The 14,868-nt window shown below is 69.0% G+C and carries 12 protein-coding genes and 1 riboswitch; of the genes, 6 read left to right on the forward strand and 6 right to left on the reverse strand.

Annotated features, from left to right (window positions below; all coding sequences use genetic code 11):
* Positions 1–847, reverse strand: an 847-nt coding sequence (locus ACWDTP_RS31635) for an NADP-dependent isocitrate dehydrogenase (RefSeq protein WP_450027166.1), incomplete at its 3' end; no start/stop codon positions are given.
* Between the two features lie 286 nt (positions 848–1,133).
* Positions 1,134–1,253, forward strand: a riboswitch (SAM riboswitch).
* A 156-nt stretch (positions 1,254–1,409) separates the two neighbouring features.
* Between ACWDTP_RS31635 and ACWDTP_RS31640 the strand changes: the two genes are divergently transcribed.
* From ACWDTP_RS31640 to ACWDTP_RS31650, 3 genes are read left to right on the forward strand one after another with little or no spacing between them, the layout of a single operon-like run.
* Positions 1,410–2,750 (forward strand): bifunctional o-acetylhomoserine/o-acetylserine sulfhydrylase, encoded by a 1,341-nt coding sequence (locus ACWDTP_RS31640; RefSeq protein WP_450027167.1) that lies wholly within the window; start codon positions 1,410–1,412, stop codon positions 2,748–2,750.
* A gap of 7 nt (positions 2,751–2,757) precedes the next feature.
* Positions 2,758–3,897: a homoserine O-acetyltransferase MetX gene (metX, locus tag ACWDTP_RS31645; protein WP_450027168.1), complete on the forward strand. Its 1,140-nt coding sequence runs from the start codon at positions 2,758–2,760 to the stop codon at positions 3,895–3,897.
* Entirely contained in the window at positions 3,894–4,622 is a 729-nt protein-coding gene (locus ACWDTP_RS31650) for a class I SAM-dependent methyltransferase (protein ID WP_450027169.1), read from the forward strand. The genes metX and ACWDTP_RS31650 overlap by 4 nt, the downstream gene beginning before the upstream one ends.
* A 68-nt stretch (positions 4,623–4,690) precedes the next feature.
* Here the strand turns inward: ACWDTP_RS31650 and ACWDTP_RS31655 are convergent, their stop codons facing one another.
* From ACWDTP_RS31655 to ACWDTP_RS31670, 4 genes are all read right to left on the reverse strand, one after another.
* On the reverse strand, positions 4,691–6,241 hold the full coding sequence (locus ACWDTP_RS31655) for an FAD-dependent monooxygenase (protein ID WP_450027170.1): 1,551 nt from the start codon (positions 6,239–6,241) through the stop codon (positions 4,691–4,693).
* Positions 6,238–6,852 carry a TetR/AcrR family transcriptional regulator gene (locus ACWDTP_RS31660; protein WP_450027171.1) on the reverse strand — a complete coding sequence of 205 codons (615 nt, stop codon included), beginning with the start codon at positions 6,850–6,852 and terminating at the stop codon, positions 6,238–6,240. The genes ACWDTP_RS31655 and ACWDTP_RS31660 overlap by 4 nt, the downstream gene beginning before the upstream one ends.
* 154 nt (positions 6,853–7,006) lie before the next feature.
* A complete protein-coding gene (locus ACWDTP_RS31665; RefSeq protein ID WP_450027172.1) occupies positions 7,007–7,300 on the reverse strand; it encodes a DUF3017 domain-containing protein in 294 nt (97 codons plus the stop codon).
* A complete protein-coding gene (locus ACWDTP_RS31670) occupies positions 7,297–8,148 on the reverse strand; it encodes a bifunctional methylenetetrahydrofolate dehydrogenase/methenyltetrahydrofolate cyclohydrolase (RefSeq protein WP_450027173.1) in 852 nt (283 codons plus the stop codon). The genes ACWDTP_RS31665 and ACWDTP_RS31670 overlap by 4 nt, the downstream gene beginning before the upstream one ends.
* A 27-nt stretch (positions 8,149–8,175) precedes the next feature.
* Here ACWDTP_RS31670 and ACWDTP_RS31675 point away from each other — a divergent pair, with 27 nt between their 5' ends.
* Together ACWDTP_RS31675 and ACWDTP_RS31680 are read left to right on the forward strand one after the other, a co-directional pair.
* Positions 8,176–9,399, forward strand: a complete 1,224-nt coding sequence (locus tag ACWDTP_RS31675) for an NADH:flavin oxidoreductase (protein ID WP_450027174.1) — start codon at positions 8,176–8,178, stop codon at positions 9,397–9,399.
* Positions 9,400–9,407: 8 nt separating this feature from the next.
* Complete coding sequence (locus ACWDTP_RS31680; protein ID WP_450027175.1) at positions 9,408–10,325, forward strand: diphosphate--fructose-6-phosphate 1-phosphotransferase; 918 nt, start codon at positions 9,408–9,410, stop codon at positions 10,323–10,325.
* Here the strand turns inward: ACWDTP_RS31680 and ACWDTP_RS31685 are convergent.
* Positions 10,310–12,070, reverse strand: a complete 1,761-nt coding sequence (locus ACWDTP_RS31685) for an outer membrane protein assembly factor BamB family protein (protein WP_450027176.1) — start codon at positions 12,068–12,070, stop codon at positions 10,310–10,312. The two genes, ACWDTP_RS31680 and ACWDTP_RS31685, sit on opposite strands and share 16 nt — an antisense overlap.
* 76 nt (positions 12,071–12,146) lie before the next feature.
* On the opposite strand from ACWDTP_RS31685, the gene ACWDTP_RS31690 reads away from it, so the two are divergent.
* Positions 12,147–14,801, forward strand: coding sequence for an FHA domain-containing protein (locus ACWDTP_RS31690; RefSeq protein ID WP_450027177.1), 2,655 nt, complete (start codon positions 12,147–12,149; stop codon positions 14,799–14,801).
* Positions 14,802–14,868 lie beyond the last annotated feature (67 nt).

The following is a 14,868-nucleotide window of genomic DNA, read 5'->3' on the forward strand; positions in this document are numbered from 1 at the left end:
CGACCGCGGTGCGCGCCACCACCGTAGGATTCGTGGTCTCGCTGTCGGTCGCGATATTCGGCGGCACCGCACCGTATCTCAATACCTGGCTGAACATCACGCCGGTCTTGTAGGCGTCCTCGATCTCGGCCTCGTAGAAGTCGCACAGCGCCTTCTTGCTCATGTACATGCTGTCGATGACGTCGCCCTCGTCGAGGGATACCTCGGACTTCAGCACGATCGTCTCGCCGTCGGAGGTGACCAGCTCCATCCGCACCTTGTGCGCCTTGTCGAGCGTGAGCGACTTCTCGCCGTGATAGAAGTCGCCGGTCTTCATGGTCGCCACGTGGGTGCGCGAGGCCTGCGACCACTCCCCCATGCTGTGCGGATGCTTCTTCGCGTACTCCTTGACCGCCTTGGGGGCGCGACGATCCGAGTTACCTTCACGCAGAACGGGATTCACCGCGCTGCCGAGCACCTTGCCGTAGCGCCGCCGGATCTCCTTCTCCTCGTCGGTCTTGGGCTCACCGGGGTACTCGGGCAGGTCGTAGCCCTTGCTCTTGAGCTCCTTGATCGCTGCCAGCAGCTGCGGCACCGAGGCACTGATGTTGGGCAGCTTGATGATGTTGGCGTCGGGGTTCTGGGTCAGCTGGCCGAGCTCGCCGAGGTTGTCGGGCACCTTCTGCTCGTCGGTGAGGCGATCGGAGAACTCGGACAGGATGCGCGCCGCCACGGAGATGTCACTGGTCGCGACGTTGATGCCGGCCGCCCCGGCGAAGGTACGGATCACCGGCAGGAAGGCGTAGGTCGCGAGCAGCGGCGCTTCGTCGGTCAGTGTGTAGATGATGGTCGGCTGCTGGGCGCTCATGTGTTGTTCTCCGGGCGTGAGTTTCGGTCAGGTTCGCAGGTGTTCCGGCTTGTCCAAATCCCTGTGCTGCTGTCGCGGCCAGCGTACAAGGGGCGAACGGATGACGGGCAGGCAAGCCGACCAACGCTGCGGCGGCGCGATCCCGCCGAGCAGACACAAACCTGCCCATTTCGCGCGAAAAAGGGGCAGGTTTGTGTCTGCTCGCGCGATAAGAGGGGCGATAACAGGGGCGCGGTCTCGGATGGCGAGTGGCCCATGATCAGCCCGGTGCGATAAGCTGCAGTTCGGTCATGAGCGCCAGCGTCAAGCCCCGGCTTGCTGGCCGGCAACCCTCCAACCGCGGTGGGGTGCCCCGGGTGATGACCAGGTTGAGTAGCCGTGCGCGGCTGCAAGGCAAGCGCGGGTCCGGTTCGGGCCCCCAGAGAGACAGGGAAACCTGATGGAGGCCATCCATGTGCTGTTGTCCGTGAACCGCCCACGTCCGCCGGCTGTCGCCGACGCCAGGGCCGACGCCGTCCGGTAACCGACTTCGATCCCCTTTCACGCAGGAGACAACACACCCATGAGCACCCCCGAGACCAGTGCCGACTGGTCATTCGAGACCAAGCAGATCCACGCGGGCCAGACCCCGGACAGCGCCACCGGCGCCAGGGCGCTGCCGATCTACCAGACCACCTCGTACGCGTTCCGCGACACCGACCATGCCGCGGCGCTGTTCGGGCTGGCCGAACCGGGCAACATCTACACCCGCATCATGAACCCGACCACCGATGTGGTCGAACAACGCATCGCCGCGCTGGAGGGCGGCGTGGCCGCGCTGTTCCTGGCCTCCGGTCAGGCCGCCGAGACGTTCGCCATCCTGAACCTGGCCGCTGCCGGCGACCACATCGTGTCCAGCCCGCGGCTCTACGGCGGCACCTACAACCTGTTCCACTACACGCTGCCCAAGCTCGGGATCGAGGTCACGTTCGTCGACAAGCCCGACGACCTGGACTCCTGGCGGGCGGCGGCCCGGCCGAACACCAAGGCGTTCTTCGCCGAGACCATCTCCAACCCCCAGATCGACATCCTCGACATTCCCAATGTCGCCGCGGTGGCCCACGACAACGGCGTCCCGCTGATCGTCGACAACACCATCGCCACGCCGTATCTGATCCAGCCGATCGCCCATGGCGCCGACATCGTGGTGCATTCGGCGACCAAGTACCTGGGCGGGCACGGCTCGGCGATCGCCGGGGTGATCGTCGACGGCGGGACCTTCGACTGGACCAACGGCCGTTTCCCCGGGTTCACCAGCCCGGATCCCAGCTATCACGGCGTGGTGTTCGCCGATCTCGGCGCACCGGCATACGCGCTGAAAGCCCGGGTGCAGTTGCTTCGCGACCTGGGTTCGGCGGCCGCACCGTTCAATGCCTTCCTGATCGCGCAGGGATTAGAAACCCTGTCGCTGCGTGTTGAACGCCACGTGGCCAACGCGCAGAAGGTGGCCGAGTTCCTGGCCGGGCACCCCGATGTGACATCGGTGAACTACGCCGGCCTGCCCACCTCGCCCTGGTATGAGCTGGGCCGCACCCTGGCCCCCAAGGGCACCGGCGCAGTGCTGGCCTTCGAACTGGCCGGCGGCATCGAGGCCGGTAGGGCCTTCGTCAACGCCCTCACCCTGCACAGCCACGTCGCCAACATCGGCGATGTGCGTTCGCTGGTGATCCATCCCGCGTCGACCACCCACCAGCAGCTGAGCCCCGAGGAGCAGCTGACCAGCGGCGTGACCCCCGGCCTGGTGCGGCTGGCGGTCGGGCTGGAGGGCATCGACGACATCCTGGCCGACCTCGAGCAGGGGTTCGCCGCCGCCCGTCCGTTCAGCGGTACCCCGCAGAACGCGCAGACGACGCAGCCGGCGTGAGAAGCGTATGACGATCACCGAAGAACCTGCCCTGGATCCCGGGATGGCTACCCACCCCCTGCCCGCCGAAGGCGAACTCGGCGTGGTGAACATCGGCGCGCTGACCCTGGAGAGCGGCACGGTGCTGCCCGACGTCTCGATCGCCGTGCAACGCTGGGGCGAATTGTCGCCCGCCCGCGACAACGTGGTGATGGTGCTGCATGCGCTGACCGGCGATTCGCACATCACCGGCCCCGCCGGCGACGGGCATCCGACCCCGGGCTGGTGGAACGGCGTTGCGGGTCCCGGCGCCCCGATCGACACCGACCGCTGGTGCGCGATCTCGACGAACGTGCTCGGCGGCTGCCAGGGGTCCACCGGTCCCGGCACCCCCGCCCCCGACGGAAAGCCTTGGGGCTCACGGTTTCCCCAGATCACCATTCGCGATCAGGTGCAGGCCGACCGGGCCGCGCTGGCCGCGCTCGGTATCACCGGACCGGCCGCGGTGGTCGGCGGGTCGATGGGCGGCGCCCGGGCCCTGGAATGGCTGATCGGTTACCCCGACGAGGTACGGGCCGGGCTGGTGCTGGCGGTCGGCGCCCGCGCCACCGCCGACCAGATCGGCACCCAGTGCAGCCAGGTCGCCGCGATCCGGTCCGATCCGGACTGGCAGGGCGGCGATTACCACGACACCGACCGCTCCCCCACCGCCGGGATGGAGATCGCCCGGCGGTTCGCCCACCTCACCTACCGCGGTGAGGAGGAACTCGACACCCGGTTCCGCAATGACGCCCAGGACGCCGAACAGGGCACCGACGACCGGTACGCGGTGCAGAGCTATCTGGAATACCAGGGTGGCAAGCTCGCCGCCCGGTTCGACCCCGGCACCTATGTGGTCCTGAGCGACGCGTTGTCCACCCACGACGTGGGGCGGGGCCGCGGCGGGGTGCGGGCCGCCCTGCGGAGCTGCCCGGTGCCGGTCGTGGTGGGCGGCATCACCTCCGACCGGCTCTACCCGATCCGCCTGCAGGAGGAACTCGCCGAACTACTGCCCGGCTGTGGCGGGCTGGACGTTATCGAGTCGGCCTACGGTCACGACGGGTTCCTGGTCGAGACCGAACTGGTCGGCAAGCTGGTCCGACGAACATTGGAGTTGGCGGCGCCGTGAGTTCATCGATCCAGCCGTCCCTGTCCTTCGGTTCGGAAGCCGCCGCCTACGAGCGCGGGCGGCCGTCGTATCCGCCGGAAGCGATCGACTGGCTGCTGCCCGACGATGCCCACGACGTGCTCGACCTCGGGGCGGGCACCGGCAAGCTGACCACCCGGTTGGTGGAACGCGGGCTCGACGTGGTGGCGGTCGACCCGATCGCCGAGATGCTCGAGCTGCTGTCGAACGCGCTGCCGGACACGCCTGCGCTGCTGGGGACGGCCGAGGAGATCCCGCTGCCCGACAACAGCGTCGACGCGGTCCTGGTGGCGCAGGCCTGGCACTGGTTCGATCCGGAACGCGCGGTGGCCGAGGTCAGCCGGGTGCTGCGCCCCGGCGGCAGGCTCGGCCTGGTGTGGAACACCCGCGACGAGCGGATGGGCTGGGTGAAGGACCTCGGCCAGATCATCGGCCACGAGGACGATCCGTTCAGCCATGACGTGACACTGCCCGACCCGTTCGCCGACACCGAACGCGATCAGGTCGAGTGGACGAGTTATCTGACCCCGCAGGCCCTCATCGACCTGGTGGCCTCGCGCAGCTACTGCATCACATCGCCCGAACAGGTCCGGACGAGGACGCTGGGCCAGGTGCGCGAGCTGTTGGCCACCCACCCGGCCCTGGCCAACTCCAACGGGCTGGCGCTGCCCTACGTCACGGTGAGCATTCGGGCCACCCTCGGCTGAGCTCGAACGTTGGCTTGTGGTCGAAAAATCGGCGAGACCTCGCACACAAGCCGACGTTCGGCGCACGCTCAGGCGCTGAGCTGCTCGACGGCCGGGTCTCCGAACCACCGTTGCAGCGCGGCGCGCAGCCTGCCGCGCGAGCCCTCGTCGACATCGTCGGCGGCCCAGGCGACATAGCCGTCGGGCCGGATGAGCAGGCCCGCGACGGGCGGGGCGCTGGAGGCCGTCACCGCGTCGGTCACGGTGTCGACCCGCTCCCGCCAGTCCTCGGCCACGTCGAGGTAGCGCCCGCCGGACAGGTCGAGCAGTACCGGACGGCCGGTGTGCATGAGCTCGGCGACCCGGCGGCCGTCGTCGAGGGTGAGGTCGGGCACCAACCGCCCCGACAACGCGTGGGAGTCCCCGACGTCGTAGCGCACATCGGATCCGGCGAGCAGGTTCGCGATGTGCGAGGCACCGTCCGGCGTCGACAGCAGCTCACCGAAAAGCGTTCGCAGGGCATCGACCTCGGGCCCGCTGGCCATCAGCGCGGCCTGAGCCTTCGAATGCATCATCACCCGCTCGCCGGCCGGGTACCGCTCGTCGTGGTAGCTGTCCAGCAGGCCATCGGGGGCCCAGCCCTGTACCGCGGCGGCCAGCTTCCAGCCCAGGTTCACCGCGTCCTGCATGCCGAGGTTCAGCCCGGGGCCACCCATCGCCGAGTGGACGTGGGCGGCGTCGCCCACCAGGAACACATTCCCGGCACGGTACCGGTCGGCCTGGCGGGTGTTCTGCCCGTTGATCCGCCGTGACGCGTGCGGCCCCGGGCCGGTCGGCGGTTGAATCGGCAGGTCGACGCCGAGCACCCGCCCCACGCTCTCGCGTAGTTCGGCGATGGTCAGGGATGGCGCGTCGTCGGGCAGGATGGTGCCGTATTCGATCGTCCCGACCATCGGGTGGCCGGGACCGAACTCGGCATAGATGAACACTCCACTGTCGAATCTGTTGTGTCCGAAGGGGATGCGTCCGATGCCCGGAACGTCGATAGCGCCGTCACCGGTGCGCAGCGGGTCCGGGAGACTGACGTGTGCGACGCGCGCGACGATGTCGGTGGTCAGGCCGGGGAACTCGATACCGGCACTCTTTCTGACCTGGCTGCGTCCGCCGTCCGCGCCGACCAGATAGGTGGCGTCCAGACCATAGCCGCCGTCGGCGGACGCCACGGTCAACGCGACCCCGTCTGGTCCGGACACCACGTCGGTGACCGCGTGGCCCCAGCGGATTTCCACGCCGAGCCCGCACGCCCATTCGACCAGTTTGCGCACCACGCGGGGTTGCTGAATCAGCATGGCGTACATCGGATTGTCGCGGACATCGCGGAACGGCACCTGCATGCCCGCGAAGATGTAGCCGCCCATCGGTTGCGGCGGCTGATCGGACTCGCTGAGCGTCCGGTAGAGACCGCGCAGGTCGAGGACCCGATTGGCTTGTCCGACAATTCCGTTGGCCTTCAGCTCGGGATCAGGCCCGGGCAGCTGCTCCAGCATGACCGGCCGGACCCCACCCAGCGCCAGTTCGCCGGCCAGCAGCAGGCCGTTGGGCCCGGCTCCGGAGATCACGACATCGACGGTCTCGTTCATGGTTTTCCTCCAGGTTCGGGCAGTCCCGCGGTGACGGCCGCGAAACCCTTGCGTAGTAACGATGTGAAGACCACCGGCGGTTCGGCGGCCGCGTACTCGTCCATCGCGACATCGCCCACCGCGCGCACCACGGCCACCACCAGCCGGGGGTACATGTCGTGCGGGTCGGTGCCGGTGCGTTCGGCGATCACCGCGGTCCACTCGTCGAACATGCCCCGGAAGGTGGCGTCGCGGATCTCGGGAATCATCAGCAGTTTCCGGATCTCGGCGAGCTGGCCGCGGGTGGGCACGACGTTCTCGGCGCCGTACATATCGGCGAAGTCGGCGTCGAGCGGGGCCACCACCGATTCGATGATCGAGGTCCACAACGGCTCGTCGACCGGGCGGGCCCGCAACAGTTCGATGCTGTGCCGCATGCGCTCGACCTGACGGAAGGCCAGGGCCTCGTACTTGCCGGTGAAGTAGTTGTTGAAGGTGCGCAGTGAGACCCCGGCCAGGTCGGCGATGTCCTCACGGGTCACGTTCTCCAGGCCGCGCTCGAAGGCGAGCTTCAGCGCGGCATCGCTGAGCGCCCTTCGGGTGTCGAGTTTCTTGCGTTCGCGTAGCCCCACATCGGCCAGACTAGCCAAATATTGCCTACTGGGCAATATTGCTCGCCAGGCAGATTTACTCTGCACACGCAAACCCTGCGCCGAACGTGAAGTTGTTGGTCAATTTTTGGCGGAAAGCGACCACCAACTTCACGTTCGGCGGCAAGAAGGATGACTAGCTGGTGCCCAGCGGGTCGATGGTCCAGGCGATGTAGAGCACGGCCGCGCTCACGGTCGCGGTGGTGGTGAAGTCGATGGTTCGCGACCGCACCACCAGCAGCCCGGCCCGGTCGTCGGTCAGTGCCAGCCGCAGCGCCGCCGCGGCGCCCACACCGATCCCGATGACCAGCGCGCCACGCCGCCAGTAACCCGCCACCACCAGGCCGAACGCGGCGATGAAGATCAGGCCGACCATCAGGATCGGCCACTGCCCGGCGAACACCTTGCGGGCGAATTCCTTTGGCGTCACGCCTGTTTCGACTCTTCGAGCTCGACGACGTTGGTCAGCAGGAACGCCCTGGTGAGGGGCCCGACACCACCAGGGTTGGGCGATACCTGGCCGGCCACCCCCCACACGTCGGGGGCCACGTCACCGGTGAGTTTATCGTCGACCCGGCTGACCCCGACGTCGACGACGGCGGCACCCGGCTTGACCATGTCGGCGGTCAGCAGGTGCGGCACACCGGCTCCGGCGATGACGATGTCGGCTTGCCGGGTCAACGCGGGCAGATCACGGGTGCCGGTGTGGCACAACGTGACCGTGGCGTTCTCCGAACGGCGGGTGAGCAGCAGGCCCATCGGCCGGCCCACGGTCACCCCGCGCCCGATCACCACCACATGGGCCCCGGCGATCGGCACGTCGAACCGGCGCAGCAGGTGCACGATGCCGCGCGGGGTGCACGGCAGCGGCGCCTCCTTGCCGAGCACCAGCCGGCCCAGGTTGGTCGGGTGCAGCCCGTCGGCGTCCTTGGCCGGGTCGATGCGTTCCAGGGCGGCGTTCTCGTCCAAGTGCTTGGGCAGCGGCAGCTGCACGATGTAGCCGGTGCAGTCCGGGTTGGCGTTGAGTTCGTCGATGGTGTCGTCGAGGACGGCCTGGCTGGTATCGGCGGGCAGATCCCGGCGGATCGAGTTGATCCCGACCTTGGCGCAGTCGGCGTGTTTACCCCGCACATACGCCTGCGAGCCGGGGTCGTCGCCCACCAGCACCGTGCCGAGACCCGGTGTTCGCCCGGCGGCCGTCAACGCCGCCACCCGCTCCTTGAGGTCGATGAAGATCTCGTCGCGCGTGCCCTTACCGTCCAGAGTGATCGCTCCCACGCAACACATTGTGGCAGGCTCAGCAGAATGAACACTCAGCCCAATGTGTTCACTGATGTTTTCAGTGAGGCCAAGCTCGGCCCGGTGACGCTGCGCAATCGCACCATCAAGGCCGCGACATTCGAGGCGTCCACCCCGGACGCGCTGGTCACCGACGACCTGATCAACTACCACCGGCTGCCGGCGGCCGGCGGCGTGGGGATGACCACGGTCGCCTACTGTGCGGTGTCGCCGGGCGGGCGCACCGACGGCTGGCAGATCTGGATGCGTCCGGAGGCGGCGCCCGGGCTGCGCAGGCTGACCGAGGCCATCCACACCGAGGGCGCGGCGATCAGCGCGCAGATCGGGCACGCGGGCCCGGTCGCCAACGCCAGGACCAACAAGGCGCAGGCGCTGGCCCCGGTGCGGTTCTTCAACCCGCTGTCGATGCGGTTCGCCAAGAGGGCCACCATCGACGACATCCGTGATGTGATGGCCGCGCACGCGAATGCGGCCCGGCTGGCCATCGACTCCGGCTTCGACGCCGTCGAGGTGCACCTCGGTCACAACTATCTGGCGAGTTCGTTCCTGTCCCCGCTGATCAACCGCCGCGCCGACGAATTCGGCGGATCGTTGGAGAACCGGGCCAAGGTGGCCCGCGGCGTGGTCCGGGCCGTGCGGGATGCGGTGGACAGCCACGGCGGCGGGCGGATCGCGGTCACCGCCAAACTCAATATGAGCGACGGGGTCCGCGGCGGCATCTCGACCGAGGAGTCGCTGCAGACCGCGAAGTGGCTCGAAGAGGACGGCGGCCTCGACGCGATCGAGCTGACCGCGGGCAGTTCCCTGGTCAACCCGATGTATCTGTTCCGCGGCGGCGCCCCGGTCAAGGAGTTCGCGGCGAACTTCAAACCGCCGATCAGCTGGGGTGTGCGGATGAGCGGGCACAAGTTCTTCCGTGAGTACCGCTACCGTGAGGCGTATCTGCTGCGCGACGCCAGGCAGTTCCGGGCCGAGCTGAAGTTGCCGCTGATCCTGTTGGGCGGCATCACCAATCGCGACACCATGGACCTCGCGATGGCCGAGGGTTTCGATTTCGTGGCGATGGGCCGGGCGCTGCTGGCCGAGCCCGATCTGATCAACAGGATCAGGGCCGACGGCGCCGCGCACGCCACCAGGTCCAAGTGCACGCACTGCAATCTGTGCATGCCGACGATCTACAGCCACACCCACTGCGTGGTGACTGGAGCCCCGGACGCGCTCGTGAGATAACGAACACCATGCGCCCCGAGGACACCATGGTGACCTACCGCTATGTGCGGGTGAGTCTGGTCGCTCTGGTGGTGTTCCTACTGGTGTCACTGACCCTGACCGCGGCGCAGAGCTGCCTGCAGGGCTCGATCAGCGCGTTCTTCTACACCCGGACGCATGCGGTGTTCCTGGCGGCGTTGTGTGCCATCGGCATCTGTCTGATCGCCTACAAGGGCAGCCGGATCGGAGAGGACGCGCTGCTGAACTTCTCGGGCTTCACGGCGTTCGCCGTGGCGCTGATCCCCACCGGCCCGGACAATCTGTGCCGGCCGTGGCTACCGTCGGTGACCGATCCGTTCGGCGCCGTCGCCAACAATGTGACGGCGCTGTTCGTCGCGGCGGGCGTCGGCGCGGCGTTCTATCTGGCGCTGGGCCGGTGGCGCCCCGACCAACCGGCTCCCACCGCATCGGCCCCGGCCTGCGCCGAGGCCGCCACCCTGTGGAAGAGCGTCGCGACCGTCCTGCTGCGGACCGAGAAATTCCTTCCCGCAGCACTTTTCGTGATCGCCGTGGCGGGGGCGGTGCTGTTGTTGTGGGACTGGTTCATGGCCCGTGCGCATGTCTTCGCCGCGGTCGCACTGTTCCTGGCGATCACGCTGGTGGCCGTATACCACGCCTGCTACGCCAGGGCCGCGGTGCGCCGTCACCGCGGCAGGTTCTACGCGACGATCGCTGCCCTCATGCTGGCCACGGTCGCGATGGCCGTGGTGTTCCTGCTCGCGCACGTACCGTTCGGGGTGTTCGTGGTCGAGATCGTCCTGATCCTGCTGTTCGGGGTGTTCTGGGCGGTCCAGACCTGGGATGTGTGGGAATCCGGGGACCGCTATCCCGGGGAGGCGGTGCCGAACCTGGCCGACCCCGCCGACCCCGATCACGCCGGCCGGTAGCCGTCGACCACCAGATCGCGCCCGTCACGCCGCAGCACCAGCACCGCGCCCGGCACCGGGACGACACCCTCGATCCCCTCGGCGGGGACCCGCCCGGTCGGCGCGCAGGTCGCGGCGTCGAAGGTCAGCAGGCCGGCCTGGGCCCCGCGGGCGGCGACGACGACGGCGTCCGGGAAGGACAGATAGGCGACCCCGCCGCCCAGGCCGGGCACCCGGTTGTCCTGGGCCCGCAGATCGGCCCCGAGCGTGCAGCGTTGCCCGCCGTCGGCGCCGAACACCGTCAGTTGCCGGTCCGACACCACGAATTCGTCGCCGGGACCGGGTGCGGGCGCGGGGTAGCCGCCGGGCGGCAGCGGGCTCACGGTCCGGGTGGCGAGATTGACATACAGCGACCCCTGCTCGGCACCGGGTTGCTCGATGTCGACGAACACGCCGACGCGGTTGGCCGGGGCGGCCAGCACCTGGGGGCCAAGACCGGCGGCGGGGTCGGTGGTGTCGGCGCCCGCTGCCCGGCCGGCAAAGATGCTGGTGTCCCATGATGTTTCACCGGTCTGCGGGTCGAGCAGGGTGAGCCAGACCTTGCCGTCCGCACACGGCACCACCGAGACCACACCCGACGGTGTCGCGACCGGTTCGGCCATGCCGCAGTCCGGGTGCGGCGCGTCGACCGTCCACATCGGCCTGCCGGTCCTGGCGTCGTAGCGCGACCACCGCAGGGTCTCGTCCCACCGCATGAGCAGCGGCCCCGACGCGGGGCCGTAGCGCCCGCGCACGGCCTCTACCAGATCGGCGTCGGCGCTGGTCCACAGGTGCTCACCGGTGACGGCGTCCAGTCCCACCACCGCCCGGCCCGCGGACACCAGCACCGTGGCGCCGTCGTCGACCACCCGGATGCCGTCCACCGTGACGTCGGCCTGGCCGGTGCGGGCGTAGTGCCAGCGCTCGTCGCCGTCGGCCCCGTAGGCCGTCACCCGCTGATCCCGAAGTACCACGAAACCGGTTCCGGCGGCGGCGATCTGGTAGTGCGGAAGGCCGGCGCCGCCGGGACCGGGCTCGTCGAACACGCCGGCGACGGTGTTGGTGAACGCACGCCGCCCGAGCGCCGACGGCGCGGCGGGCACGTCGGTCGCGGCGGCCGTCGCCGCGTCCACGAAGCGGTCGTCGTCGCCGGCCCGCGCCGCGACCACCGTCACCGCGACCCCGGCGACCAGCGCGATCACCGCACCCAGCGCGAGCGGGCGGGCATCCTCGCGGGCCAGCCGCGCAAAGGCGCCCGCCGACAGCAGCGCGGCCACCGCACCGGCCAGGCACAGCCCCCACGCGCCGACACCGGCGGGCAGCGACGGCGTCACCGGATAGGAACCGGCGATGGCGCGGTAGAACGCCGGGATCCCCTGGGTGAAGAAGGCGAAGAACACCAACGCCACCAGGGCCACGATCACCACGGGTATCGCGGGCAAATCCTTCTCGTCGCGGCCGCGCAGCCACGCCAGCGCCATCGCGGCCACCAGCAGCACCGCCACCACGGTCACCGCCAGCGGGATCCGGCCGGGCAGATCGGCACCCCAACGGTGCAGAACACCCGCGAACCAGGAATCCGCACCGAGGGGTTGCGCGGCCCCGAGCCGGCTCCACCAGGCCAGCGCGACGGCACACGCCAGCAACCCCACGGCGACTCCGGCGAGCACCAGCGTCAGCCGGTGCAGCACGCCTTGGACCCGTTCGGCTGTCTCTTCACGACCCACGCCGGCCATAGTCACACGACGCGACACCACCGCGGCGCATCGGTCCCGGCCGAAACACCCGATACAGTTGACGGCGATGAGCCGACCAGCCCCACCTGCGCTTACCGTTCGGTACGACGGGTCGACCCGTACCTTCGCCCCAGGCAACGATGTTGTCATCGGACGTGACCTGCGCGCCGACGTCCGGATCGCCCACCCGCTGATCTCCCGTGCCCACCTGGTGCTGCGTTTCGACCAGGGCCGATGGGTCGCGATCGACAACGGCAGCCTCAACGGCATATACGCCAACGGCCGCCGGGTGCCCTCGGTCGACATCCAGGACGGCCAGGTCGTCAACATCGGCAACCCGGACGGCCCGCAGCTGAGCTTCGATGTCGGCCGCCACCAGGGCAACGTGGGCCGCACCCCGACCGCGGCGGTGCCCGTCGCGAGCCGGCCGAGTGCCGCATGGCCCACCCAGGCGCCGACCGGTGGCGGCTGGCAGCAGCCCTACACCCAACCGCCCGGTGCGCACCGGCCCGGATACCCGTCGGGTCCGCAGCAGCGCTACCCGTCCGGACCGCAATCCGGCTATCCGAGCGGGCCGCAGGGCGGGTATCCGTCCGGACCGCAATCCGGGTACTCCAGCGGACCGCAGGCCTATCAGTCGCAGCCCGTCCGCACGCCGCCACCGAGCCCGGCCCCGTCACCGGCGCAGGCGCCGACCTCGATGGCTCCCGCGGTCGACTCGAGGGGCGGCGGCGAGCAGGTCGGCAACCTGGCCACCAGCATGCTCAAGATCCTGCGGCCGGGCCGGTCCGCACCGGCACCGGCCGGAGCGATCAAGATCGGCCGGGCCACCGACAACGACATCGTGATCCCCGACGTGCTGGCCTCGCGCCACCACGCGACCCTGATCCCGATGTCGGGCGGCACCGCGATCCGCGACGAGCGCAGCATCAACGGCACCTTCGTCAACGGCGCCAAGATCGATTCGGCGGTGCTGCACGACGGCGATGTGGTCACCATCGGCAACGTCGACCTGGTATTCAGCGGCGGAACCCTGGCCAGGGGCACCAAGACCGAGGCCGACACCCGCACGGGTGGTCTGGAGGTCAGCAGCCTCACGTGGACCATCGAGGGCACCAAGACCCTGCTGGACAACATCTCACTGGAGGCGCGGCCGGGAACCCTGACGGCGGTGATCGGGCCGTCCGGCGCGGGCAAGTCGACGTTCGCCCGCCAGGTTGCCGGCCTGACCCATCCCACCAGCGGCACGATCACCTTCGAGGGCCACGACGTACACGCCGAATACGCCTCACTGCGCTCCCGAATCGGGATGGTGCCCCAGGACGACGTCGTGCACGGACAGCTGACCGTCCGGCAGGCCCTGATGTACGCGGCGGAGCTGCGGCTGCCGCCCGACACCACCAAGGCGGACCGCGAACAGGTCGTCATGCAGGTGCTCGAGGAACTCGAGATGACCAAGCATCTCGACACCCGCGTCGACAAGCTGTCGGGCGGCCAGCGCAAACGTGCATCGGTGGCGCTGGAATTGCTGACCGGCCCGTCCCTGCTGATCCTGGACGAACCGACCTCCGGCCTTGACCCGGCGCTGGACCGCCAGGTCATGACGATGCTGCGCCAGCTCGCCGACGCGGGCCGCGTGGTGCTGGTGGTGACGCACTCGCTGACCTATCTCGACGTGTGCGATCAGGTGCTGCTGCTGGCGCCGGGCGGCAAGACGTCGTTCTGCGGACCGCCCGACCAGATCGGCCCGGAGCTGGGCACCACGAACTGGGCCGACATCTTCAGCACCGTCGCGGGCGATCCCGACGGTGCCAAGCAGCGCTATCTCGCGCTGCACGGGCCTCCGCCGCCGAAACCGCCCGCCGAGAAACCCGCGGACATCGGCGAGCCGACCCATACCAGCCTGCTGCGCCAGTTCTCCACGATCGCCCGCCGCCAGATGCGGCTGATCGTCTCGGACCGCGGATACTTCATCTTCCTGGCGCTGCTGCCGTTCATCATGGGTGTGCTGTCGCTGTCGGTGCCCGGCGACACCGGCCTCGGTCAGCCGAACCCGGCCGGTGAGGCACCGAACCAGCCCGGGCAGGTGCTGGTGCTGCTCAACGTGGGTGCGATCTTCATGGGCACCGCGCTGACTGTTCGCGACCTGATCGGCGAGCGGGCGATCTTCCTGCGCGAGCAGGCCGTCGGCCTGTCCACCTCGGCCTACCTGCTGGCCAAGATCTGCGTGTACAGCATCTTCGCGGTGGTCCAGGCCGGCATCGTCACCGCCATCACGATCATCGGTGTCGGTGCACCCACCAACGGTGCCAACGTGCTCGGCAATGCGTCGCTGGAGCTGTTCGTCGGGATGGCCGCATGTACCGTCTGCTCTGCCGCGGTCGGCCTGGCCCTGTCGGCGCTGGCCAAGACCGGCGAGCAGATCATGCCGTTGTTGGTGGTCACCGTCATGAGCCAGTTGGTGTTCTCCGGCGGCCTGATCCCGGTGACCGGCCGGGCCGGGCTGGATCAGTTGTCCTGGATCACCCCGGCGCGCTGGGGATTTGCGGCCACATCGTCGACGGTGGGACTGACCGATATGGTGAAACCACCGATCATGCCCGACGATGCGCTCTGGAAGCACACCTCGGGCGCCTGGCTGTTCAATATGGCCATGCTGGCCGGCCTGTCGATCTTCTATATCGGTTTCGTGCGCTGGAAGATCCGCCTCAAGGGCCGCTGAGTTTTCCCCGGGTACCTCCCGCGAGCAGACATAAAACTGCCCACGTTCGTTGGAAAGTGGGCAGTTT

It is taken from the genome of Mycobacterium sp. NPDC003449 (assembly GCF_053588415.1).

What these genes read in the sequence shown, in the direction of transcription:
- ACWDTP_RS31640 (WP_450027167.1), top strand. Translation starts at nt 1,410, where the DNA reads ATGAGCACCCCCGAGACCAGTGCCGACTGGTCATTCGAGACCAAGCAG.
- metX (WP_450027168.1), top strand. Translation starts at nt 2,758, where the DNA reads ATGACGATCACCGAAGAACCTGCCCTGGATCCCGGGATGGCTACCCAC.
- ACWDTP_RS31655 (WP_450027170.1), bottom strand. Translation starts at nt 6,241, where the DNA reads ATGAACGAGACCGTCGATGTCGTGATCTCCGGAGCCGGGCCCAACGGC.
- ACWDTP_RS31675 (WP_450027174.1), top strand. Translation starts at nt 8,176, where the DNA reads ATGAACACTCAGCCCAATGTGTTCACTGATGTTTTCAGTGAGGCCAAG.
- ACWDTP_RS31680 (WP_450027175.1), top strand. Translation starts at nt 9,408, where the DNA reads ATGCGCCCCGAGGACACCATGGTGACCTACCGCTATGTGCGGGTGAGT.
- ACWDTP_RS31690 (WP_450027177.1), top strand. Translation starts at nt 12,147, where the DNA reads ATGAGCCGACCAGCCCCACCTGCGCTTACCGTTCGGTACGACGGGTCG.